This is a genomic window from Candidatus Defluviilinea proxima, assembly GCA_016721115.1.
GTDB classification, from domain to species: domain Bacteria; phylum Chloroflexota; class Anaerolineae; order Anaerolineales; family Villigracilaceae; genus Defluviilinea; species Defluviilinea proxima.
On sequence record JADKIW010000001.1, the window covers coordinates 750,832 to 771,863 of the forward strand.

Sequence of the window (21,032 nt, forward strand, 5' to 3'; positions counted from 1 at the left end):
TTCAAAGTCCGCTCAAGCGGACTCGCGTCCCCGTCAGGGGAGTCGACTTTTGCGAAGCACGCCCGAAGGGTGCAGTCGGCTTCGTACGAATAGCATGGACGTTTATATCATCCCAAAATGGGGGCGTCCATGCGGGATAATTTCCTCGCGACCTTCCTCAGCTCTCGCAACTCACATTCCCACACGCGGACCACACTCCACCCCAGCTTCCGCAATTCCCACACATCAGACCTGACAGGTCTTCGGCGACTCTTTCTCAACCCAAGTCAAAGTCCACGCAGATGTGATGAATGGCTGAACCACGATGAGACCTGTCAGGTCTCGTAATACCTCCTCACCTTCACAGCGACCTTCCTCGGCTCTCTCAACTCACATTCCCACACGCGGACCACGCTCCACCCCAGCTTCCGTAATTCCCACACATCAGACCTGACAGGTCTTCGGCGACTCTTTCTCAACCCAAGTCAAAGTCCACGCAGATGTGATGAATGGCTGAACCACGATGAGACCTGTCAGGTCTCGTAATATTTCCTCACCTTCACAGCGACCTTCCTCGGCTCTCTCAACTCACGAAGTCCCACACGCGGACCACACTCCACCCCAGCTTCCGCAATTCCCACACATCAGACCTGACAGGTCTTCGGCGCCTCTTTCTCAACCCGAGTCATAGTCCACGCGGATGTGATGAATGGCTGAACCACGATGAGACCTGTCAGGTCTCGTAATATTTCCTCACCATCACAGCGACCTTCCTCGGCTCTCTCAATTCACATTCCCACACGCGGACCGTACTCCACCCAGCCTTCGCAATTCCCTGTTCACGAATTTATTGCCAGAGTAGAACGTCGCCAGTTCTCCCCTAAATACGACGAACCAATTACTGAGTCCGCATACCAAAATTAACTTGTCGTATTTGGGGGAGATGTCCAGCGGACAGAGGGGGCCCACACTCTCCTCACCTTCACAGCGACCGTCCTCGGCTCTCTCAACTCACATTCCCACACGCGGACCATGTTCCACCCCAGCTTCCGCAATTCCCTGTTCACGAATTTATCCCTGTCTTTGTTCGCTTGTATCAAGCTCGATCTAAAACATAAAACTCTTTCCAGCCTTGTTGAGCAATCAACTCAACGTCATTCAAAAAATATGAGATTGAACGGTTTAGATTATCAGTTGGCTTTTCCTTGCAAAACTCAACATGATCATATTCGTGATAACAGTGATCAACCTTTGTAAATTTTCCATCTAAAAACAAGAACTTTTCTGGTATCGAAATTTGGTGGGCAATGAACAACCTGTCCACAAGAAAAGCGGCATTCAATCTGTCTTCGATTTCTTCCAAAGATAATTCGTCGGGGTTTGGGAAAACTATATCACCCCATGATTTGTAGTTTGCACCGTCACGATAAAGATAAACAAATTTGATATTACTCATGAAATCAAGTCCGGAAAACATTCTTGTTATGGTATTTCAGAAACTTTATGTCTGGCAAGAATCGTGTTGGCTTGTTAATTTCTAAACCGTCATATCGTAAAAGGAAATCTTGAACCGCATCACTTACTTTTCCCTTCTTGACCGATTTAGAAACTTTTATTATCAAGTCAGGAGTGATAGTTAGTAGCCCTCTATCGAAAGCTCTGTCGTGAATTGCATTTAGACATAACCCATTTCTCGGATTTATGCGATTGGCTTCATCTTTCGACCAAGGAATAATATGGCTCGCATTCAATAATTCAGGAAGTTCCAAACCTGTTACACAACATTTAAAATCATATGCAGCAAGCACAGCTTTTCTAAAGAAACTTTGATTAACACGAAGTTTGACAAGCGCTTCTCGTTCCTTACCCACTTTTGGTAAATCAATTGTTTCAATTTCTGTTATGTCTTCAACTGGTTTGTCAGTTCTTTCTGCTAACAATCTCTCACTCTCAAAAGCAAGTCTGTCCCAATTTCCAACAAATTCATCCCAAACTTCAACATCTAATTTACTTCCATGCGAGGCACCTGCAATATTCCTATCTTGCAACGAAGGATCAAGCCTTGCAAAGTTTGCCAATTTCCATGAAACAGCCGAAGGAGTGCGACCCAAAACCTTTGCAAGCGAAATGATTTTTGGATTACGGATGTGGATTGTTCCAAATGGAATTTTGCAGTACAGATTGAAAGCAATTATCAATTCTTCGCGCGTCCATTTTTTAGATTGCATAGTTCCTCACTTTAGATGTAAACGATTTTACACTATGCAATCAAACTTGAGTTTTAACGCTATGGAATCAAAATGGCATTATTGGAGTGCGCGGCATTGGCGGAAGAGTTTCTATAAACTCTATTGCTTCTTCATAGGTTTCGTGGTCACTTATACATTCCAGACCACCTGTTTTCAAATGGCCAAACACACTCCAAAAGGCAATATCTGGATATTCAACATCACATCTATCAAATCGAGTAGGGTCATAAGGACACAGAAGAACACAAGCCCCTATCTCATAATTATCAAAATGTTTGAATATTTCATCGGTTGGTTTGATAAATATATATGCAGACATAAGACATCCCATAATGTAACGCCTTACAGGCAATAAATCTACACACTATGAGTAACATTGTTCAACTCGCTGGTTGAGTAGTCCCGCATGCTCGTCGCGGGACGTATCGAAACTAGCAAATAACCAAGATTACTTTGCTTACTGGTGGTTTCGATACGGGCGAGCAGACCACTCGCCCTACTCAACCACCATTGTCTTCTTTACTTTTTTATCTCTCCTCCCCATAAATCCCTGTTTACTTGTTACCCCGTCTACCTGTATACTTGCCCCATGCCCTCCATCATCCCCATCCTCCGCACGAGACGTGAACGGCGCATTGCCAAACAGCAAAAGGACGAAGCCCGCACGCGCAACGCCCTTCTCAGCGCGGGGATGATCGTATCCCTGCTCATCGCCGCGCTTATCATCGTCACGGCCTTCAGCTACGTGGAACTCACGCGCGGCCTGCCCTCCGTGCAGATCCTGCCGTCCCTGCTCAACCCGCCCAGTGGACTCCTGCTCCAACCCACGCGCATCTACGACCGCACAGGCGAGAACGTCATCTATACCTTCGCTCCCAACGACTCACCGCGCCGTTACATTCCCCTCGGCGATAACAATCCGCAATACCTGCCCAAGTCACTGGCCGATGCCGTCATTGCCCGCAGTGATCCGCGCTTCTGGAGTCACGCTGGCTACGACCTCGCCTCCCTTGCCAATTACGAAAGCCACCCCACCCTCGCACAACGTCTCGTCTACGAACTTCTACTCTTCAACGAACCGCCCACCCTGCAACGCGCCCTGCGTGAACGCATCCTTGCCGCGCAGATCACCGCCGAGTTCGGGCGCACGCAGATCCTCGAGTGGTATCTCAACTCCACACACTTCGGACGCTTTGCCTTCGGCGCCGAATCGGCCGCGCAACTCTACTTCGGCAAATCGGCCGCGCAACTTTCCACATCCGAATCCGCCATCCTCGCGGCCGTCAGCGATTCCCCGAGTCTGAATCCATACGATGCACCCGGCACCGCCCTTGAACGCGGCAAAGAAACCATTCGGATGATGTCTACGCTCGGGCTTTTATCAGATCAAGGGGTTTCCAACGCGCTCGGAGAATCTCCCTTCTTCCAAACTCCGCCTCTTCCTACAACACAACCTGCTCCGGCTTTCGTCAACCTTCTCCTCGCCCAACTCGATTCACAATTTCCACGTGCCCGCATCGAACGCGGCGGCCTCAACATCATCTCCACGCTCGATTTCAACCTGCAACAACAATCCTCATGCGTCACTGCCTTTTATTCCGCACGCCTCGCAGGCCTGCCCGATCCGCTGATCGAATGTGACTCCCTGCGCTACCTGCCGGCACTGCCGCCCGCGCTCAACGTCCCTGATTCATCGGCGAGTGCCGTCATCACCGATCCCAAAACGGGGCAGATCCTGACCGTGGTCGGAGAAACGCTTCAGGCGCAAGAAACGCCTTTAGTCGGCGCACACAACCCCGGGTCCGCGTTGGACGCGTTCGTTTACTTAACAGGATTCACTCGAGGCTTGAGTCCCGCCTCTTTGATCTGGGATATCCCCAGCAAGACATCCATCCAAAACTTTGATAATGAATATCACGGGCCGATGCGTCTGCGTGTGGCGCTGGTGAACGATTACCCTGCGCCCGCCGCACAGGTCCTTTCGCAAATGGGCATCGAGAATGTGACGAAGATCGAGAGCTCGTTCGGCGTTTCGAATGACGCGCAATTATCTTTGCTGAACGCCGCAGGCGCGTATGGGGTCTTCGCGCAGAACGGCGTGTACTTTGGGCAGAATGTGAACGATGCCTTTACGCCTGTCACGATCTTGCGCGTGGAGGGCGGCGACGGAAGTGTGTGGCTCGATTGGTCCACGCCGCAAGCCAAACCCGTGGTGACTCCGGGCTCGCATCCCTGATCAACAACTCACTCAGCGATGATACGGCACTGGTGGGCACACTGCGCACCTCGAATGTGCTGGACGTGGGCCGACCCGCCGCTGTGAAGTTGGGTCAAACACCCGATGCGCTCGATACTTGGGCCATTGGGTATTCGCCTTCGCGAGTCGTCACCACATGGACGGGCACACACAACACAAGCGAGCTATCGCCCCGTGCACCCGCCACACTGTGGAACGCGCTCATGCAAATTGCATCGAACGACCTTCCGCTCGAAGATTGGTCCAAGCCTGAGGAGGTTTCGGTCATCAACGTTTGCGATCCCTCCGGCATGTTGCCCACTGCGGAATGTCCGAACCTTGTGAATGAAGTGTTCCTGAACGGCAACGAACCCATCCAGGCCGATAACATGTATCGCAAGTTCTCGATCAACCGTGAGACGAATTTACTCGCGACCGTATTTACCTTGCCTCAACTCATCGAAGACCGCGTGTATCTAGTTGTTCCTCCAGAAGCACGTTCCTGGGCTGAAAGCGCCGGGCTGGCGATCCCGCCTGCTTCGTATGATGTGATTCAAGCCCCGCCTGTGAACCCTGATGTGAACATTACTTCTCCTGAACTCTTCGCCGAGATCAGCGGTAAAGTCAACATCACCGGCACCGCCGCAGGAACAGACTTCGTCTCATACCGCATCCTCGTCGGTCAGGGATTGAATCCGCAAGAGTGGATCCAAGTCGCCGAAGGGACTACATCCGTGACCAATGGTTCACTCGCGAATTGGGATACCACTGATATAAGTGGGCTCTACGCTGTGCAATTACAAGTCGTGAGGTCAGATCAACGAGTGGATAGTGCAATCATTCAGGTGACAGTTAAATAGCTATGAGCGATTAGCGTTTAGCAATTAGCCAAGAGCTAAAAGCTAGTAGCTAACCGCTAACTGCTAACTGCTAATCGCCAACAGCTAATAGCTAACCGCTAAACACTACGGAGGAAGGATGAAAGATTTCAGAACCCTCAAAGTTTGGGAAAAGGCTCATACACTGACACTCGCAATTTACAAATCCACGGAAGGTTTCCCCAAGCAGGAAATGTATGCATTGACAAGCCAGATCCAACGAGCGGCGGTTTCCATCCCAGCCAACATTGCCGAAGGTTGCGGAAAAGATTCAGATGCCGAACTCAAACGTTATTTCCTGATCTCAATGGGTTCATCAAGCGAATTGGAATATCTTCTTTTGCTCGCGCATGATCTTGGCTATCTCCCCAAAGATACTTTTCAATCCATGACGGATGATCTCGTCGAAATCCGCAAAATGCTCAACGCCTTCATCCAAAAACTAAAAGCCAGCCGCTAAAAGCTAATCGCCAACAGCTAATAGCTAACCGCTAACCCAACCAAAGGAGCCCCCATGAACACCAATTTATTGTTAACCACCGGCATCATCGTCTTTGTTCTATTCATCTTGAACGTCATTTTCCTCGCCATCATTTACTTCATGCGCAAGAAAATGGCGGAGGTGAGTCAGTGGCCGTCCGCGATGGGTGTGGTGCAAATGTCCACCATCGAACGCAGGTCATCGGATGACGGATATACGGATTACCCCGTTGTGCAATATTCCTATCAGGTCAATGGGCAGGCTTATCAAAGCACGAAGCGTGCCCCTGGCCCCGAGGTGGGAGGTTCAGGAGCAAGAGGTGTCATCGCCAAATATCCGGTCGGTGCGCAGGTGATGGTGTTCTACAATCCACAAAACCCATCTGATGCCGTGCTGGAAAGAAAAGCACCCGCCATGTGGTTAATGTGGCTGTTGCTGGTTATATTCGATTGTGCTTTGTGTGGGGCAATACCGCTCGTGTGGTTCACAACAAAATAAACAGTTTACGGGCGGCCTGTCGGCCGCCCTTTTTATTCCACAGTGCGCGCTCTTCTTTGTTCCAACAACTTTTGGATCCGCGTGTATTGCTCACGCGAAAGTGGAAACAACCACGCGAGAATGATCGTGCCAGATAAGATCATGGCACCCAACGGGGAAACCAGCAAACGGATCATGCGTAACGCCGAATCGGATTGCGTGAAGTGAATAGACCCCTCGGAAGGAGAAACATATCCCGATGCGCCCAGTAATTGAAGAGTAATAAAAATGACCAGCGCCCCGGTCAACTTACGGATCAATGTGCGTATCCCGTAAAAGATACCCTCCTGCCTGCGGCCGGTGCGCAGTTCGTCCCATTCGATCACATCCGCAAAGATGGAGTCGGGCAGTGTATACGCGGCAGAGACGCCGATCCCTGCAAACGCAGCGATAAAGAGCAGGTACATCGTCTGCCCGGGTTGGATGGTGTAGATCATCAACGTCGCAATCACCCAAACCGTCATGCCAAGCCTGTAAGCGGTCCGCTTGTCAAATCGTTTTGCCATCTGCAACCAGAAGGGGATGAACACAATACAAACAGACATAAGGATGCCAAAGAACGCAGACTCAGAGGCCAGGTCAAAGCCAAAGACACGTATCGTGGCGAGCAGGTTTCCCTGCGCGATCCAATACAGGAGGAAGTACGGGAACGTCACAGCGATCATGTCCACGGCAGACCAGTTGAGCATGTGGATGCCCACCGCAAAACGAAAAGGGATATTCTCCCAGGCCGCGCTCAAGGTCTCACGAAAAGGCAGGCTTTGCTGTTGCTCCGGTGTGGAGGTTTCGCGTATGAAGAGCCCAATAAGAAAAAGTGGAATGGCACCAATGGAGCCAAAGATCGCGCCGACCAACATGAATCCCTGTTGCTGTGTGCCACCGGAGGCAAGGACCATATCCACGATAGCGGGCGCGGCAATCACAACGGACAACGCACCCACGAGTTGGAAGAGCGAGCGAAAGCTTGTCAGCGTGGTGCGCTCATCGTAATCAGGAGTCAGCTCTGGGGTTAAAGAAAGAAACGGGACAGAGATCAGAGTCTGCAATGTGTCGGCGAGCATGAAGGCCAACGTCACATAGATCATCAATGCAGACTGATTGTCCCAATTCGGTGCCGACCACAAAATGACGAAACTCAATCCGAAGGGGATCGCAAACCATAACAAAAAGGGGCGTCTCCGCCCCCAACGTGTATGCAGACGATCTGTCAATATACCAATGATCGGGTCGTTCACGGCGTCCCACACGACGCCGGCCAGCGCGCCGAACGAAGCGATGCGCGGCTCCAACCCAACAACATCAGTCAGATAGATGGCATAAAAGATCGAACGCATCATGCCAATGCTCGAAATTCCCCAATCCCCCGAACCGTAAAGGAGTTTGAGCCATAAAGGAAGGCGGGGCTTGGAAAGGGTATTCATGGTTTCGAAGAGGCCGTAAGTGGAATACATATACAACCTATTCGCAGGCAAAAAGTGACGTTCTATTAACAGACCTTAACCCGAAAACCCGTTGCATAAATGCAAGGCGTTCTTGCTGAAATGAAAAGTGAAAAACTGTAACCTATTGCTATAATGCAATTAACAAAATCCGATAAGAGCAAACCCGTTGAAAAACGGGGACGCAAAGCCGATGGGTCTACCATCCTGCATCACAGGATCATGACAGCCAGGTTGCCGAAGAAAATCATAGGGATGATCTTGGCGAGCCTGGTAAATAACCAGGCTCGTTTTATTGGAACCTTATCATTAGTTCGTTCGATAAAGGCAAAACCGTCGAAAGACGGTGACGCAAAGCCAAGGGTCTAAAACTGCGAAAGCGGTCATGACAGCCTGGTTGCCGAATTTTGAGTGTCTTTATCGAAGAGGAGAAAGCATGACACTCAAAAATCGGAACATTCTACAAGCAAGTCTTTTACTGGCGCTCTTTGTTTCCCTGTTCTTCAACCCCATCTCTGCACTGGCAATGGCGAACAATGCCGACCTGCCATCATTTGCAGATTTTTCCCAATCCGTTCAGAACGGTGATGCAACCGCATTGCGCGGTGTATACGTCCCCAATGTGATGGCACTGCCCATCGTACAACAACCGTCCAACAACGCCGGGTATGTTTCCAGCAAAGACGGCGAAGCCACCCAATTCCGCATGGCATCCCAGTTCGGCAACATCGGTCTTCTGGCACACAACCACCTCGCTGGAAAATCTTTCTCCCAATTGGCAGTCGGTCAGGAGATCCGCCTCATCTACGGTGACGGACGCGTTGAATACTTCACAGTCACCGAAGTCCTGCACTATCAAGCCCTGCAACCCAACAGCGCCTACAGTTCCTTCAGTAACATCGATAAAAAAGAAACCCTCTCCGCCGAAGGCATGTTCAAACGTGTTTATTTCGGCGACCGCCACCTCGCCTTCCAAACCTGCATCGAAAAAGACGGCGAACTCAGCTGGGGACGCCTGTTCGTGATCGCCGTTCCCCAACCCGAATCCACAGCCACCAACCGCCCCGCCACTAAATAGGATTTGCATCCGCTTCTTTCTTAACTGAAATCTGGTTCTGCATTACAAACATTCTCTCTCCTGAATCGATCAGCCCGCCAATACTTGGCGGGCTGATTTTATTTTGTAACAGTGGTTTGGTTATAATCATCCAATACAGGCTTCGATGACCACAGATAAAAAACCGTCCATTTCAGATAAGCTCAAATCACTTGGTGTGAAGAAGGGCAATGCGCTTCCGGCTCCGCAGAAGCCTGATTCTCATTCCATTGATTCCGTCGTGGCTGGGAGATTTTCACCCACCCCGCGCGGCGATGTGTTCATCGCGGAACAAAAATATCCTGCCGATCACATTTACGGTTCATCCCCTCTGATTTCCTCTTTCCCATTTTCCTTTATTTCCCAATGGGCAAATGACTCACAGATCACTGAACTGCCGCTCTCGAAATTTGCCTTTCTTGATACTGAGACATCCGGTCTCTCCGGCGGCACAGGGACGTATGCTTTCCTCGTCGGTGCGGCGCGTTTCATTGACGATACCTTCGTACTGCAACAATTCTTCATGCGTGACCCGGCCGAAGAGCCAGCCGTGCTGGAAGGGTTGGCAAAGTTCCTTGCGCCGTGTGAAGCATTGGTCACCTTCAACGGCAAAGCCTTTGATGCGCCTTTGCTTTCCACGCGGTATCGTCTTCATCAGATCCCTATTCCCTACCAGGACTATTCCCACCTCGACCTGCTTCCCCTTGCCCGCCGCCTCTGGCGCGACCGGCTCGAATCACGTGCGTTGAAGTATCTCGAAGAACACGTGTTGGGACTCATACGCTCAAGCGAAGAAGTGCCAGGCTTCGAGATCCCCTGGCTATATTTTGATTATTTGCGAACTGGAGATGCACGTCCGTTGGGAGGCGTGTTCTATCACAACGCCATGGACGTGGTGGCGATGGCCGCATTGCTGGCGCACATGAACGACATGTTGGAAAGTCCGTATGAGGGGAAAGTGCAACACGGACTTGACTTCGTCGCGTTGGGAAAGTTGTTTGAGGACCTCGGTCACTGGGATGATGCGGCAAAACTGTTCGAGCGTGGACTCGAGTTCGGGTTGACTGAATCAGATTTCGGGGTGGCAGTGAAGCGCTTGTCCATCCTACAGAAAAGACGCGGGGATCTGGATGAGGCCGTTCGCTTGTGGGAGGCGTCGGCGGAAAGAGGTCATCTATATGCGTTGATCGAACTGGCAAAACATTATGAGCACAAACAACGCGATGTGGCATCTGCACTGAAATGGACGCGTTCTGCATTGAAGAGCGTGGAAAAGACCGACATGCCTGCTTATATGCGTAAGTACTGGATGGGCGAAATCGAACATCGCCTGGAGCGTTTGGAGCGCAAAGCGGGGATATAATTAGACAACCTGTTCACCCGGAGGAATGATGAAAATCACCTTGTCAAAGGAAGTTGGACGTGTAGATGTTACGGTTCTGCGCATTGAGGGTCAACTGGATGGTCAGACATATCAGGAGTTGATTGAAAAGGCTCAAAGCGTATACAAGGCGGGGTCACGCAATTTTTTACTCGACCTTTCAGAGTTAACCTATATCAGTAGTGCCGGGCTGGTGGCCTTGCACACGATCGCGTTGCTGGCAAATGGTGATGCGCTTCCGGATACAGAAGCTGGTTGGTCTACCCTTCGCTCCGCTGGACGGGCAGGAAGCGGCGGGGTACAGGAACATGTCAAACTATATAACCCGCAGGAAAATATAAAGAACGTGTTGGATATGGTCGGCTTCGGAAATGCGTTTGAGATCTTCACCGACCTGGACAAAGCTGTGAAATCCTTCTGAGTTTCAAAAGCGATATGGATCGTGAACTCATGTCGCTTTTTGATTTAATGGTGACACTATGAAAAAAAATCTCGGCAACATTAGCATTATTGTTCTTGTGGTATTGACCATTCTCGTGTGGTTCGTGTTCCCGCCTGAGAATGATGGTCGCTCGAACTTCACGCGCCAGTATGCAGGCGAGATCATTGGTTCGATCAACATCGTTCTGATGGCTTCTGCGTTATTTCTGGCGGCGCGCCCCAAATGGGCTGAACCGTTCTTTGGCGGCCTCGACAAAATGTATGTAACCCATCGTCGCGTTGCTACAACAACATTCCTGTTGATCTTCGCGCATGTATTGACAGTTCCCATCTCGGCCCATTGGGTGCTTGGCAACTATCTCGCGGTCATCGCATTCACGGGAATCGTCGCCCTCGTGTTGATCAGCCTTGCACCACGCATCCCATTTTTAAATAGCTTGACGGGCGGCACCTATGAAGGTTGGAAAAATCTCAAACGGTTTATCGGCATCTTCTTCATTATTGCCTACATCCACGCGTTGACGATCGATGATCCGCTCCATGCATTCATCGCCATCAATTGGGTACAGATATTCTTCATCATCGGTGCGGTCTCGTATCTGTACACAGAGGTCTTTGGCCGCTTCTTTAAAAAGTATGTTCCTTACAAAGTGGAGGAGATCGACCATCCTAACAGCATCACTACAGAGGTGGTGTTACGCGCCACTGGCAACCCGATCGAGAAGCAACGCGCGGGACAATTCCTCTTTGTGCGATTCCCCAACACTGCGACTCTCAACGAATCCCATCCATTCACCATCTCAAGCGCGCCTCATGAGGACGTTTTGCGGTTGACCATCAAAGCAAGCGGAGACTTCACCCGGGCCTTGCACACCGATCTCAAAACCGGTACGGATGCAATTATCGATGGAGCCTATGGCATGTTCGATTACAAGGCCGGTGGTCCCAAACAGATCTGGATCGCTGGCGGCATCGGGCTGACGCCATTCCTTGCCTTCATCCGCGATATAGGTGAAACTCTTGACCGGGATGTGACCTTCTACTACACCATCCGCCATCGGGATGAGGCGCTTTTCTACAATGAGCTCGTGGCGGCGGGAATGAAACATCCGCGCTTGAAATTGCACATTCGCTTTTCGGCCACCAGTGGATCATTGACCTTTGACGAGATCGTGAGAAACGCGAACGGCGATGTAAGCAAGTATGATATATACATGTGTGGTCCGTTCGCGATGGTGCAGTCGTTCGAGAAGAAATTTCTCTCAGCAAATGTGCCAGCAAGCAATATTCATTTTGAAGAATTCAACTTCCGCTAAAGTCGAGTGCGGCGCACCTGGTGGTCATAAGGAGAACTACATGCAGATCATAGTATCCGTTCAACAGGGACGAGAACCCATTGCCGTTATGAAGCTGGAAGGCGATATCAACGCATCGAACTTTATGGAGGTTGTGGATAAGGCTCAGGATATCTATAAAAACCCAGCGCGCAATCTCATCATTGATCTAAGCGATGTAACCGGCATCAGCACTACAGGACAGGTCGCCATTCACAAGATCGCTTTGCTCTATAGCGGCGTGGATCAGGATGTCGATGAGAACGAGAATCCTGATTTCACACACAGCAGTAATGCGCGCAAATATGTCAAATTACTGAACCCCAAACCTGAAGTAGATAAAACCCTTGAGAAAGCTGGGTTGAAACTTTTCTTCAAAACATATACCGATCTGGAAAGCGCGATCCAATCTTTCTAACCCCAAGGAGTTTTCATTCATGCCCAGAAGATATCAATATACCCCTCGCCGCCGTCGAAGGGACCCGGACTCCACCCGCCGTCGGTCTGTGTTTATGCGGCCCAGCGTGCAGATCACAATTGTCCTTGTGGCGGCGTTGATCATATATGTCATTTTGCAAAGCGCAGGGAAATGATCGTAAATAAAAACTTCCTCTCAAACGAGGAAGTTTTTATTATGACATCACACGATTACGACCCGTCTCTTTTGCTTTATATAACATTCGGTCAGCACGGCGGAGGATATCTTCAAGAGATTTGTCTTCTGGAGCGGCTTCAGCGAGGCCAATGCTCATCGTCGAATGGATCAGATCTCCGTCTAGATTGACCGGCGATTGTTCCCACGTCTTACGAATACGTTCCGCAACGATCAGCGCATTATCAATGGTCGTCTCAGGCATGAGCAATCCAAACTCATCACCGCCCAACCTACCGAATGTATCTTGTGCGCGTTTTTGTTCCATGGCTACCAACGAAAGGCTTCGCAAGGTCAAGTCACCGGCATGATGCCCGTATGTATCGTTGGTCTCTTTGAAGCGATCAGCATCGAGGATCAAAATGGATAGAGGCCTGTGATAGCGGATGTGTCTGCGGAACTCGCTCTCAGCAATGTTTGTAAATTGACGCCGCGTAAGGCTTTTGGTGAGTGGATCGATATTCGCCAGATACGCCACCATCTCTTTGGCATCCTTTTCATCAATGAAGGCCTGATACGATTTGCGACGATACGAATGGATCTGGAGTGCCGAGGTTACCCCCAACACATGCACAATGATCTGGGCGGATATGGCTACGTTCAGAACAACAGGATCAATGCCCGATTTCAAGAAAAAATATACACCCAGCGTACCGATGGAAAAACTAGCAGCCAGCCCTATCGTCCGTTTGATCGGAAGCGGAGAGAGGATATAGATCGCAAATGGGACAATGATATCGAAGGATGTAGAAAGGTAATCGGCAGGGGTCATAAAGTTGAATATCAACATTAAGCCCACAACTAAAGCTATCCACGCAAACGTCAAATGATCAAAGACCCGTACCTTGTCCACTCGATATAGAACAACCCCTAGCATGATCGAGATCAATACAAACAAGATGCGAGAGGTCGTTACGATTATGAGCACATCTGGGGCGGCAACAAACAATTTTTTATCTACTTCCAGCATCGCCAACACGCCAATACTGACAATGAACATGTAAAGAAGGCTTTGTGTGATATCACTCTTCAACTGTGCAACGCGGTAATCCCCCTCCAGGTTGCCGAGGTCGGTCAAAATATCTCCAAACACTGTCTTGAACAGATCGCGAAACATTACCCACATGATAACCTATTCCTGCTCCCTCCATACCCTACAAATAGGCGAATTCATCTCCAAGATGTAATTTACCGGAGTGATACAATACAAAAAACTTTACTTGGAGGAAACCATGGCATCCCAGATCGATGAACTTGTAAAAATGCGCGATATCGAAACCCTTCACGAACTTATGACCGAACATGAAGACTGGTTCACCCAACTCGAAGCGGCAGAAGGACTTGTGCAACTCGGTGACCGCCGCGGCTATGATTTTCTCATCACTGCCACCTTGAGCGATGATGAAGAAATATTGGATGTAGCTAATGAAATCCTCGACTCGCCAGAAATAAAAAGAATGAAAGAACAGATCGAAGCGGATCGCAGAAACGAGCACCGCGTCCACATCGAATCGGCGAAAAAACGCATTCAGGTTGGCGGTAAGGTATTTCGGTACAAGATGGTCTACCTCACTGCGGCCGCACTGATGGGCGATGATCCACACAGCAATGAATACAATCTGCCATCACTCGATAGCCAGGGTCTGCAAGGCTGGGAAGTGGTGACCATCATCCCGCAACGCCGCTCGATGATGACCGCTAGTGTGGACGATCATTTCACCGGCGCATACTTTCTACTGAAGAAAGAAGTTCTCCCGCACGAAAGCGCTGAACTCGACAAGGAATAAAGGAGTCAACATGTGCATGATCTGTGCCGCAATCCCGGCAACGGCCGCAGTGGGGGCAAGGTTGAATGCCAATCAATTGGATAAACCCATTGAACAACGTAAACCGATTTTCAAACTGACAGGGTTTGTGATCGCATTACTTGTTCTTATATCCATTGTGTATCACACACTTATTTGGAGAAACTGACACACCCATATGACATCTGTTCGGCCCCGTCCGCTTTCGCGTGCTGTTATCTGGGCAATACTGGCAGGCACGCTTTTATTTGTATTAGCCAGTATTACCCCATGGAGCTTGTTTCTTGAATTTGTTTCAAAGCTCAACCTGTTTGCGACCGTTTTTTTGGGGATATTTATCGAGGCGCTGCCGTATCTTTTAGTTGGTACGCTTATTTCAGGCATCGTGGAGGTCTTTCTTGACCGCGAGTTGATGGCACGCTTTATCTCAAAACGATCTGTACCCGCCGCAGTGACAGGCGCGCTTATGGGATTGATCTTTCCCGTTTGTGAGTGCGGTGTTATTCCCCTAACAAGACGATTATTTCATAAAGGACTGCCGTTACCGGCGGGTATTGCCTTCCTTTTGGCCGCCCCTGTCATGAACCCCATCGTTATATTCAGTACAGCGGCGGCATTCGGATGGGGTCCCATGTTGGTATGGCGCATGGGCATCAGCCTATTGATCGCCTTTATCGTTGGTCTTGTTTTTTCGGTTGAGAAAGACCCATCCACTGTTCTGCGCGACCTGACCCTATCGCATGAGCACGAACATTCCCACGAAACATTAAACCCGTCCTTCACCAGCAAAATACAGCGGGCATTATTGATCTGCGCCGATGAATTCTTCGAAATGGGACGCTATCTCATCATAGGTGCCATGCTTGCGGCCGGGTTACAAACCTTTGTCTCACAAGGGGCACTTCTCTCAATTGGGAATGGCCCTATTCTCTCTGTTCTCGTCATGATGGTATTGGCTATCATACTTTCCATTTGTTCCACTGTAGATGCCTTTGTCGCACTGGGTTTTGTAGGTACATTTAGCTTTGGCTCCATTCTCTCATTTCTAGTCTTCGGCCCGATGGTGGATATAAAGAGCATTTTGATGTATTCACAGGTTTTCCGCCGCAAGCCGGTTGCCTACCTCGTTTTGTTACCCTTCCTGATGAGCTTGCTCGCAGGTATTGTGTTTAATTATTTTGTGCCCTAACCAGGAGGCCATGTGTCCAAACAACGTTATCGCATGTTTCAATCCCTTCTGTTATTTGGTCTATTCCTGTTCTTGATCGGCAAGGTGATTAATAACCAGCTTAACTGGTATATCAACCTGCGCTTCATTACGTTGACGCAGATCGGTATCGTTTTCCTTGCTATTCTCGCTCAACGACTTTTTCTGGAAGCACGTCTACCCCGTTCACAAGCACAGGATGAAGAACACGATCATGACCACACGCCTGCTCCTGTTAATTTATGGATTATGCTCGTCCCATTGTTGATCGGTATTCTGATCCCTGCCAAGCCCTTAAATTCATCTGCCGTTTCTGCAAAAGGACTGACAACATCTTCGCCGCTGGTCAGTTCCAGTTCAACCAGCCGTTTACTCGAAACAGAATCGGAACAACGCGATGTCTTAGACTGGGTCAAGTTATTCTATTTCGAAAAAGACCTCAATCCCTATATCGGCCAACAGGCATCAGTAGTCGGGTTTGTATATTTCGACGACCGCCTGCCACAGGGACAATTCTTCGTCAGCCGCTTCATTGTTTCCTGTTGCTCTGCGGATGGCTACGCCGTTGGCGTAATCGTGGATTGGCCCAATGTAGCCTCCCTCAAAAAAGATACCTGGGTACAGGTCAAAGGGCCAGTGGACGCAGTCTCTTTTAATAATGGGATCAGTCCTCTCATCCATGCAGAAGCGGTAGATATCGTACCCCAACCCGATCAACCATATCTATATCCATGAAGTTACAAAACAGATTTCCGATCAATCTTGACTCCGTTGCCGGGCTGGTAACAGGCACCCTTCTTCTATTGATCATGTTGGCGGTCTGGTTAGGCGATCAGGCTGGGATTCGTGTTACATCACAACTGCCTGCAAATAGTATCGTTGGTCCATTGGAAACACTAACGCTTACCTTCTCTGAGCCTGTAGACGGAGATTTAGCAATACAAAGCTTTTCCATCCAACCGCCGGTCAATGGCAGTTTTACATTCCCTGATTCAAAGACCCTGCAATTCATTCCACGGGAGGCATTTCAACCCAATACCCCCTACACACTGACTTTAGCCTCCGGTGTTTTGGCACAAAACAACAGAAGTCTCAAAAAAACGATGATCTGGGGTTTCCATGTCCGCTCTCCACTGGTGGTTTACCTTGTCGCAGAGCAAGGCAAAGGCCGTTTATGGACAGTGGAGCCTGCAAGCGGAACTATTAAACCACTCACCGATGCATCGCTCAGTATATTTGGATTTGATACCTCTCATAACGGCGAATTCGTAATCTTCTCCGCATTCAATGAACAAAAGGGATCAGATCTATGGCGCGTGGAACGTGAAGGAGGAAACCCAGTTCTTTTGCTTCAATGTGGCGCAGACCGTTGCTCAGTGCCTGCTATTTCGTTCTATGACCGACAGGTGGCGTATGTGCGTGAAACGGCCGGGCCAGCCGCCGACTTGGAATTTGGAGCGCCACGTATTTGGGTATTAGATCTCGAGACAAAACAGGATTCCCCTCTATACGAAGATAGGCAAATTATCGGCTACAACCCCGTCTGGTCACCAGATGGCACGCGCCTTTCATCGTTCGATGGTATCAAAGATGAGATCCGATTGCTCGATATTGTTACAGGTAACCAATTAATTATTCCAAGCCAAACAGGCAGCCCTGTTTCATGGTCGAGAGATAGCAACACTTTCCTGTTTACAGATATCGCTGAAAGTGAAGCCGGTTCATTCACGCAAATTCGAGAAGCAAAGCTGGTCACAAGTGAGATCACTACTTTTTCCGGCGAAAGCGACAAACAGGACTATCACTATAATTCGCTGGCATGGTCGCCTACAGCAGATATGCTCGTCATCGGTTTACAATTCGAAGAAAATGATCCATCACAAGCCTTATGGTTGGTAGATATTGCAACATTGGGAGGGCAGGTCATTGCAAACCAGGCCAACTACACCTATGGAACCCCACAATGGGATCCATGGGGAAAGGCGTTGGTATTTCAGCAATTTAAATTAAAAGGCGTCTATAAACCCGAGATCGGATTTTGGGAAGAAGGTCTCCTGGAACCACGTATCCTGGCCGAAGGCTTGATGCCCCACTGGTTACCTTAAACGGGGGAGGCAGATTAATACCTTGACATCATGTTTTTTTTGGTTATACTATTGAAAATGATTTTCAATAAAGAAATGATCTCTTATGCTTGCTGATACCTGGCTGGAACAATTGCACGATAACGGATATCGCATCACTGCCGCTCGCCGTGCAGTGGTGGATACTGTGTTCGGTTCCACACACGCGTTGACGCCTATTCAAGTGTACGATACAGCCCGCAGGAAATATCGCGCACTCGGCTTGGTAACTGTATACCGCACGCTCGAAAAACTTGAAGAGCTTCACCTTATTCAACGTGTACATCAGCCGGGCGGATGCCAGGCGTTCATTTCGGCCGGTATCGGTCACCAACATTTGCTGTTATGCCAGAACTGTGGAGAGGTAGAGTTCTTCGAAGGCGATGACCTCGGTACGCTAACCAGCTCCATTGCTCGTAAAACAGGCTACCAGATCAAGGAACACTGGTTGCAATTATTTGGGCTTTGCGAAAAATGTAAATAATCGGGAAATCTACGTCTCGATTCAAACTATCAATCCCTCATAAAATGAGGGATCAATTTCAGGAGTCTTAAATGAAAAAGATTTTCAATACCATTATCTTAATGATGAGCATTGCGGCTCTTCTCTTAACTGCATGCGGCTCTGCCCCTCAAAGCGGACGCAACGCTTCAAGCGTTCTAGCCTCCACTACCTTTCTGGCAGATATTGCCCAGCATGTAGCCGGTGACCGCTTGAAAGTTGAGTCACTCCTGCCGGTTGGCACGGACCCACATTCGTATCAACCGACACCACAGGATGTGGCCAAGATCGCAGACAGCCCACTGCTTATCGTCAATGGTCTGGAATATGAACACTTTATCGAAGCTTTACTGGAAAACTCCGGTGGGGAAAAAATTGTCATCACTGCTTCTGATGGACTGGAACCACGTCACATGGAAGAACATGCAGATGAAGCAGGATCAGGCGAAGGTGACGAACATGAAGCGGGAGATCCGCATATGTGGCTCGATCCGAACAACGTCATCACCTACGTGCAAAATATCCGCGAAGGGCTCACTCACTTCGACCCTGATGGCGCGGCAGTCTATCAGTCAAATGCAGATGCATACATTGCTGAACTACAGGCTCTCGATGCATGGATCGTCGAACAGGTTTCACAAATCCCGCAAGAGAAACGTCTGCTTGTCACAAACCATGAAGCTATGGGATACTTCGCCGAGCGATATGGCTTTACTATTGCAGGCACCGTGATCGAAAGTTTCAGTTCAGACGCATCGCCATCGGCAGGCCAAATGGCAGGCTTGATCGATCAGATCAAAACAAGCGGCGCGCGTGCAATATTTTTGGATGCATCGGATAATGAATCATTGGCAAAGCAGATCGCCGAAGAGACCGGCGTAAGAGTCGTGACGAATTTGCATCTTGAGTCATTGACCGAAGGCGCACCCGCCGCGACGTATATGGATATGATGAAAGATAACGTGACGCTGATCGTTGATGCGTTGCAGTAAGGAACGGCAGCTGCCGTTCCCTACTGCAACGTTCCCTACAAGAAAACAACCTATGTACCCACACACTGACCACGAAACCAATCAACCTGTTCTCGATGTGCAACACGTCACCGTCCGCTATAACGGACGGGTTGCGCTCGATGGTATCAATTTCCATCTTCATGAGGGCGAACGTGTCGCTGTTGTGGGGCCGAACGGTGCGGGCAAAAGCACTTTGTTCAAAGTTGTAGCTGGGGTGTTGACGCCCACTTCAGGCGAAGTCAAGATCTTTGGCTCACGCCCTGGAGCACACGTATGCATCGGCTATATCCCGCAAAGATCACAAGTGGACTGGAACTTCCCAGTTACAGTTGCAGACGTGGTGATGATGGGACGCTCCGCAAAACTCGGCCCACTGAACTGGCCTCATAAAAAGGATTGGGAACACGTTCACCGCGCGCTCGAAACTGTTGACATCTCCAATTTGGCGACACGGCAGATCGGTCAACTCTCTGGTGGACAACAACAACGCATGTTTATTGCGCGTGCGCTTGCTCAGGAAGCAGAACTGATGTTAATGGACGAACCGCTAACCGGTCTCGACACACCGTCACAAGAAGGAATTCTCGATCTACTGGATCGCCTCAAAAAAGAAAAAGTTACCGTCATGGTCGCCACACACGATCTCGATCAAGCCGCCACACATTTCGACAGGATCATGTTGTTGAATCATGGCATCGTGGCCTTTGGTCAACCGAACGAAGTGTTACATACAGACAATCTATTGAAAGCCTACGGCGGCAAACTCAAACCCGTTGATGGGCAGAACATTCTGAACACAGACGCGTGCTGTGATGAAGGGGAACATGACCACGCTCATTAATTTCCTATTGCAACCCCTCCAATACGAATTCATGCAACGCGGCATGATCGCCGCAGTGCTTGTCGGCATTGTATGCGCAGTCGTTGGCACGTACGTTGTATTACGTGGCATGGCATTCTTCGGTGACGCACTCGCACACACCATTCTGCCCGGCATCGCACTGGGATATCTCATTACCGGCGGCGCAAGGGACACGTTGTTCTGGTGGGCGCTGGGAACCGCCATCGTTGCGGCGTTGGGAATCGGCGCGATCAGCAAGAACGCCGAGATCAAAGAAGATACATCTATCGGTGTGATCTTCGCAGGGATGTTCGCACTCGGCATCGCGTTGATCTCCACTGTCAAAAGCTACGCCGTGGACTTGAGTCACTTTCTCTTCGGGGATGTGCTCAGCGTCTCTCCCCATAGCCTGTGGCTGATCATCATCTTTGGCGGACTCGTGCTTCTGGCTATCTTTGCTTTCTACAAAGAATTCATGACGCTTTCTTTCGATCCCATCCTCGCCGCCACATTGCGACTTCCCGTTGGCATGCTCAACAACTTGCTATTAACCCTCATCGCCGTGACCGTTGCCGTCTCGCTTCAAACAGTTGGCGTATCTTTGATGGTCGCCATGCTCGTCACTCCCGCAGCGACAGCCTACCTGTTGACTCACCGTCTCTCCACGATGATGCTCCTTGCCGCGATCTTCGCCTCGTTATCCGGTGTGATCGGCTTATATTTATCGTTTTATTTGAGCATTGCCTCTGGCGCGGCGATAGTACTTACGGCCAGCGTATTCTTCCTGATTTCATTTGGATGGAAAAAAATGAAGGGGCTATAATCCGCCTCGGCGTTT

24 protein-coding genes and 2 riboswitches are annotated in these 21,032 nt (G+C 49.7%); of the genes, 19 read left to right on the forward strand and 5 right to left on the reverse strand.

The genetic code is table 11. From position 1 onward, the window contains the following. Positions 1-1,075: 1,075 nt before the first annotated feature. From IPP66_03460 to IPP66_03470, 3 genes are all read right to left on the reverse strand, one after another. Positions 1,076-1,435 (reverse strand): hypothetical protein, encoded by a 360-nt coding sequence (locus IPP66_03460; GenBank protein MBK9924326.1) that lies wholly within the window; start codon positions 1,433-1,435, stop codon positions 1,076-1,078. Between the two features lie 4 nt (positions 1,436-1,439). Then, entirely contained in the window at positions 1,440-2,207 is a 768-nt protein-coding gene (locus IPP66_03465; protein ID MBK9924327.1) for an HNH endonuclease, read from the reverse strand. A 67-nt stretch (positions 2,208-2,274) separates the two neighbouring features. After that, positions 2,275-2,547, reverse strand: coding sequence for a hypothetical protein (locus tag IPP66_03470; protein MBK9924328.1), 273 nt, complete (start codon positions 2,545-2,547; stop codon positions 2,275-2,277). A gap of 270 nt (positions 2,548-2,817) precedes the next feature. Between IPP66_03470 and IPP66_03475 the strand changes: the two genes are divergently transcribed. From IPP66_03475 to IPP66_03490, 4 genes are all read left to right on the forward strand, one after another. Further along, positions 2,818-4,464: a penicillin-binding protein gene (locus IPP66_03475; protein MBK9924329.1), complete on the forward strand. Its 1,647-nt coding sequence runs from the start codon at positions 2,818-2,820 to the stop codon at positions 4,462-4,464. Then, positions 4,404-5,324: a hypothetical protein gene (locus IPP66_03480; protein ID MBK9924330.1), complete on the forward strand. Its 921-nt coding sequence runs from the start codon at positions 4,404-4,406 to the stop codon at positions 5,322-5,324. Before IPP66_03475 ends, IPP66_03480 begins: the two co-directional genes overlap by 61 nt. A 118-nt stretch (positions 5,325-5,442) precedes the next feature. Beyond that, positions 5,443-5,802 carry a four helix bundle protein gene (locus IPP66_03485; GenBank protein ID MBK9924331.1) on the forward strand — a complete coding sequence of 120 codons (360 nt, stop codon included), beginning with the start codon at positions 5,443-5,445 and terminating at the stop codon, positions 5,800-5,802. A 54-nt stretch (positions 5,803-5,856) separates the two neighbouring features. Beyond that, the gene (locus tag IPP66_03490) at positions 5,857-6,321 is read left to right on the forward strand and encodes a DUF3592 domain-containing protein (protein ID MBK9924332.1); all 465 of its coding nucleotides are present in this window, start codon (positions 5,857-5,859) and stop codon (positions 6,319-6,321) included. 32 nt (positions 6,322-6,353) lie between these two features. Here IPP66_03490 and IPP66_03495 read toward each other — a convergent pair whose 3' ends face one another. Beyond that, the gene (locus IPP66_03495; protein MBK9924333.1) at positions 6,354-7,811 is read right to left on the reverse strand and encodes an MFS transporter; all 1,458 of its coding nucleotides are present in this window, start codon (positions 7,809-7,811) and stop codon (positions 6,354-6,356) included. Positions 7,812-7,948: 137 nt separating this feature from the next. After that, positions 7,949-8,041: riboswitch (cyclic di-GMP riboswitch) on the forward strand. Positions 8,042-8,115: 74 nt separating this feature from the next. Then, a riboswitch (cyclic di-GMP riboswitch) is annotated at positions 8,116-8,204 on the forward strand. A gap of 31 nt (positions 8,205-8,235) precedes the next feature. On the opposite strand from IPP66_03495, the gene IPP66_03500 reads away from it, so the two are divergent. The 6 genes from IPP66_03500 to IPP66_03525 all read left to right on the forward strand — a co-directional run bounded on the left by IPP66_03500 (position 8,236) and on the right by IPP66_03525 (position 12,644). Beyond that, positions 8,236-8,877 carry a hypothetical protein gene (locus tag IPP66_03500; protein ID MBK9924334.1) on the forward strand — a complete coding sequence of 214 codons (642 nt, stop codon included), beginning with the start codon at positions 8,236-8,238 and terminating at the stop codon, positions 8,875-8,877. Between the two features lie 145 nt (positions 8,878-9,022). Further along, the gene (locus IPP66_03505; protein ID MBK9924335.1) at positions 9,023-10,258 is read left to right on the forward strand and encodes a ribonuclease H-like domain-containing protein; all 1,236 of its coding nucleotides are present in this window, start codon (positions 9,023-9,025) and stop codon (positions 10,256-10,258) included. A 25-nt stretch (positions 10,259-10,283) separates the two neighbouring features. Further along, entirely contained in the window at positions 10,284-10,697 is a 414-nt protein-coding gene (locus IPP66_03510) for an STAS domain-containing protein (protein MBK9924336.1), read from the forward strand. 58 nt (positions 10,698-10,755) lie between these two features. Then, positions 10,756-12,033, forward strand: coding sequence for a hypothetical protein (locus tag IPP66_03515; GenBank protein ID MBK9924337.1), 1,278 nt, complete (start codon positions 10,756-10,758; stop codon positions 12,031-12,033). A 40-nt stretch (positions 12,034-12,073) separates the two neighbouring features. Beyond that, positions 12,074-12,469 carry an STAS domain-containing protein gene (locus IPP66_03520; GenBank protein ID MBK9924338.1) on the forward strand — a complete coding sequence of 132 codons (396 nt, stop codon included), beginning with the start codon at positions 12,074-12,076 and terminating at the stop codon, positions 12,467-12,469. Between the two features lie 19 nt (positions 12,470-12,488). Continuing rightward, positions 12,489-12,644, forward strand: a complete 156-nt coding sequence (locus IPP66_03525) for a hypothetical protein (protein MBK9924339.1) — start codon at positions 12,489-12,491, stop codon at positions 12,642-12,644. Positions 12,645-12,683: 39 nt separating this feature from the next. Here the strand turns inward: IPP66_03525 and IPP66_03530 are convergent, their stop codons facing one another. Then, complete coding sequence (locus IPP66_03530) at positions 12,684-13,829, reverse strand: GGDEF domain-containing protein (protein MBK9924340.1); 1,146 nt, start codon at positions 13,827-13,829, stop codon at positions 12,684-12,686. A gap of 106 nt (positions 13,830-13,935) precedes the next feature. Here IPP66_03530 and IPP66_03535 point away from each other — a divergent pair, with 106 nt between their 5' ends. The 9 genes from IPP66_03535 (at position 13,936) to IPP66_03575 (ending at position 21,017) form a co-directional block, all read left to right on the forward strand. Further along, a complete protein-coding gene (locus IPP66_03535; GenBank protein ID MBK9924341.1) occupies positions 13,936-14,490 on the forward strand; it encodes a HEAT repeat domain-containing protein in 555 nt (184 codons plus the stop codon). Between the two features lie 10 nt (positions 14,491-14,500). Next, on the forward strand, positions 14,501-14,677 hold the full coding sequence (locus IPP66_03540; protein ID MBK9924342.1) for a hypothetical protein: 177 nt from the start codon (positions 14,501-14,503) through the stop codon (positions 14,675-14,677). Between the two features lie 9 nt (positions 14,678-14,686). Continuing rightward, the gene (locus IPP66_03545) at positions 14,687-15,697 is read left to right on the forward strand and encodes a permease (protein ID MBK9924343.1); all 1,011 of its coding nucleotides are present in this window, start codon (positions 14,687-14,689) and stop codon (positions 15,695-15,697) included. A 12-nt stretch (positions 15,698-15,709) separates the two neighbouring features. Beyond that, positions 15,710-16,450: a TIGR03943 family protein gene (locus IPP66_03550; protein MBK9924344.1), complete on the forward strand. Its 741-nt coding sequence runs from the start codon at positions 15,710-15,712 to the stop codon at positions 16,448-16,450. Then, positions 16,447-17,820 (forward strand): Ig-like domain-containing protein, encoded by a 1,374-nt coding sequence (locus IPP66_03555; GenBank protein ID MBK9924345.1) that lies wholly within the window; start codon positions 16,447-16,449, stop codon positions 17,818-17,820. The genes IPP66_03550 and IPP66_03555 overlap by 4 nt, the downstream gene beginning before the upstream one ends. A gap of 85 nt (positions 17,821-17,905) precedes the next feature. After that, a complete protein-coding gene (locus tag IPP66_03560) occupies positions 17,906-18,322 on the forward strand; it encodes a transcriptional repressor (protein ID MBK9924346.1) in 417 nt (138 codons plus the stop codon). Between the two features lie 71 nt (positions 18,323-18,393). Further along, positions 18,394-19,332 (forward strand): zinc ABC transporter substrate-binding protein, encoded by a 939-nt coding sequence (locus IPP66_03565; protein ID MBK9924347.1) that lies wholly within the window; start codon positions 18,394-18,396, stop codon positions 19,330-19,332. A gap of 52 nt (positions 19,333-19,384) precedes the next feature. Then, on the forward strand, positions 19,385-20,194 hold the full coding sequence (locus IPP66_03570; protein MBK9924348.1) for a metal ABC transporter ATP-binding protein: 810 nt from the start codon (positions 19,385-19,387) through the stop codon (positions 20,192-20,194). After that, complete coding sequence (locus IPP66_03575; GenBank protein ID MBK9924349.1) at positions 20,178-21,017, forward strand: metal ABC transporter permease; 840 nt, start codon at positions 20,178-20,180, stop codon at positions 21,015-21,017. The genes IPP66_03570 and IPP66_03575 overlap by 17 nt, the downstream gene beginning before the upstream one ends. Positions 21,018-21,032: the final 15 nt, after the last annotated feature.

Excerpts from the sequence above, each read along its gene's own strand:
- IPP66_03460 (MBK9924326.1), bottom strand. The coding sequence starts at position 1,435 with ATGAGTAATATCAAATTTGTTTATCTTTATCGTGACGGTGCAAACTAC.
- IPP66_03465 (MBK9924327.1), bottom strand. The coding sequence starts at position 2,207 with ATGCAATCTAAAAAATGGACGCGCGAAGAATTGATAATTGCTTTCAAT.
- IPP66_03470 (MBK9924328.1), bottom strand. The coding sequence starts at position 2,547 with ATGTCTGCATATATATTTATCAAACCAACCGATGAAATATTCAAACAT.
- IPP66_03475 (MBK9924329.1), top strand. The coding sequence starts at position 2,818 with ATGCCCTCCATCATCCCCATCCTCCGCACGAGACGTGAACGGCGCATT.
- IPP66_03485 (MBK9924331.1), top strand. The coding sequence starts at position 5,443 with ATGAAAGATTTCAGAACCCTCAAAGTTTGGGAAAAGGCTCATACACTG.
- IPP66_03490 (MBK9924332.1), top strand. The coding sequence starts at position 5,857 with ATGAACACCAATTTATTGTTAACCACCGGCATCATCGTCTTTGTTCTA.
- IPP66_03495 (MBK9924333.1), bottom strand. The coding sequence starts at position 7,811 with ATGTATTCCACTTACGGCCTCTTCGAAACCATGAATACCCTTTCCAAG.
- IPP66_03500 (MBK9924334.1), top strand. The coding sequence starts at position 8,236 with ATGACACTCAAAAATCGGAACATTCTACAAGCAAGTCTTTTACTGGCG.
- IPP66_03505 (MBK9924335.1), top strand. The coding sequence starts at position 9,023 with ATGACCACAGATAAAAAACCGTCCATTTCAGATAAGCTCAAATCACTT.
- IPP66_03510 (MBK9924336.1), top strand. The coding sequence starts at position 10,284 with ATGATGAAAATCACCTTGTCAAAGGAAGTTGGACGTGTAGATGTTACG.
- IPP66_03515 (MBK9924337.1), top strand. The coding sequence starts at position 10,756 with ATGAAAAAAAATCTCGGCAACATTAGCATTATTGTTCTTGTGGTATTG.
- IPP66_03520 (MBK9924338.1), top strand. The coding sequence starts at position 12,074 with ATGCAGATCATAGTATCCGTTCAACAGGGACGAGAACCCATTGCCGTT.
- IPP66_03525 (MBK9924339.1), top strand. The coding sequence starts at position 12,489 with ATGCCCAGAAGATATCAATATACCCCTCGCCGCCGTCGAAGGGACCCG.
- IPP66_03530 (MBK9924340.1), bottom strand. The coding sequence starts at position 13,829 with ATGTGGGTAATGTTTCGCGATCTGTTCAAGACAGTGTTTGGAGATATT.
- IPP66_03535 (MBK9924341.1), top strand. The coding sequence starts at position 13,936 with ATGGCATCCCAGATCGATGAACTTGTAAAAATGCGCGATATCGAAACC.
- IPP66_03540 (MBK9924342.1), top strand. The coding sequence starts at position 14,501 with ATGTGCATGATCTGTGCCGCAATCCCGGCAACGGCCGCAGTGGGGGCA.
- IPP66_03545 (MBK9924343.1), top strand. The coding sequence starts at position 14,687 with ATGACATCTGTTCGGCCCCGTCCGCTTTCGCGTGCTGTTATCTGGGCA.
- IPP66_03555 (MBK9924345.1), top strand. The coding sequence starts at position 16,447 with ATGAAGTTACAAAACAGATTTCCGATCAATCTTGACTCCGTTGCCGGG.
- IPP66_03560 (MBK9924346.1), top strand. The coding sequence starts at position 17,906 with ATGCTTGCTGATACCTGGCTGGAACAATTGCACGATAACGGATATCGC.
- IPP66_03565 (MBK9924347.1), top strand. The coding sequence starts at position 18,394 with ATGAAAAAGATTTTCAATACCATTATCTTAATGATGAGCATTGCGGCT.
- IPP66_03570 (MBK9924348.1), top strand. The coding sequence starts at position 19,385 with ATGTACCCACACACTGACCACGAAACCAATCAACCTGTTCTCGATGTG.
- IPP66_03575 (MBK9924349.1), top strand. The coding sequence starts at position 20,178 with ATGACCACGCTCATTAATTTCCTATTGCAACCCCTCCAATACGAATTC.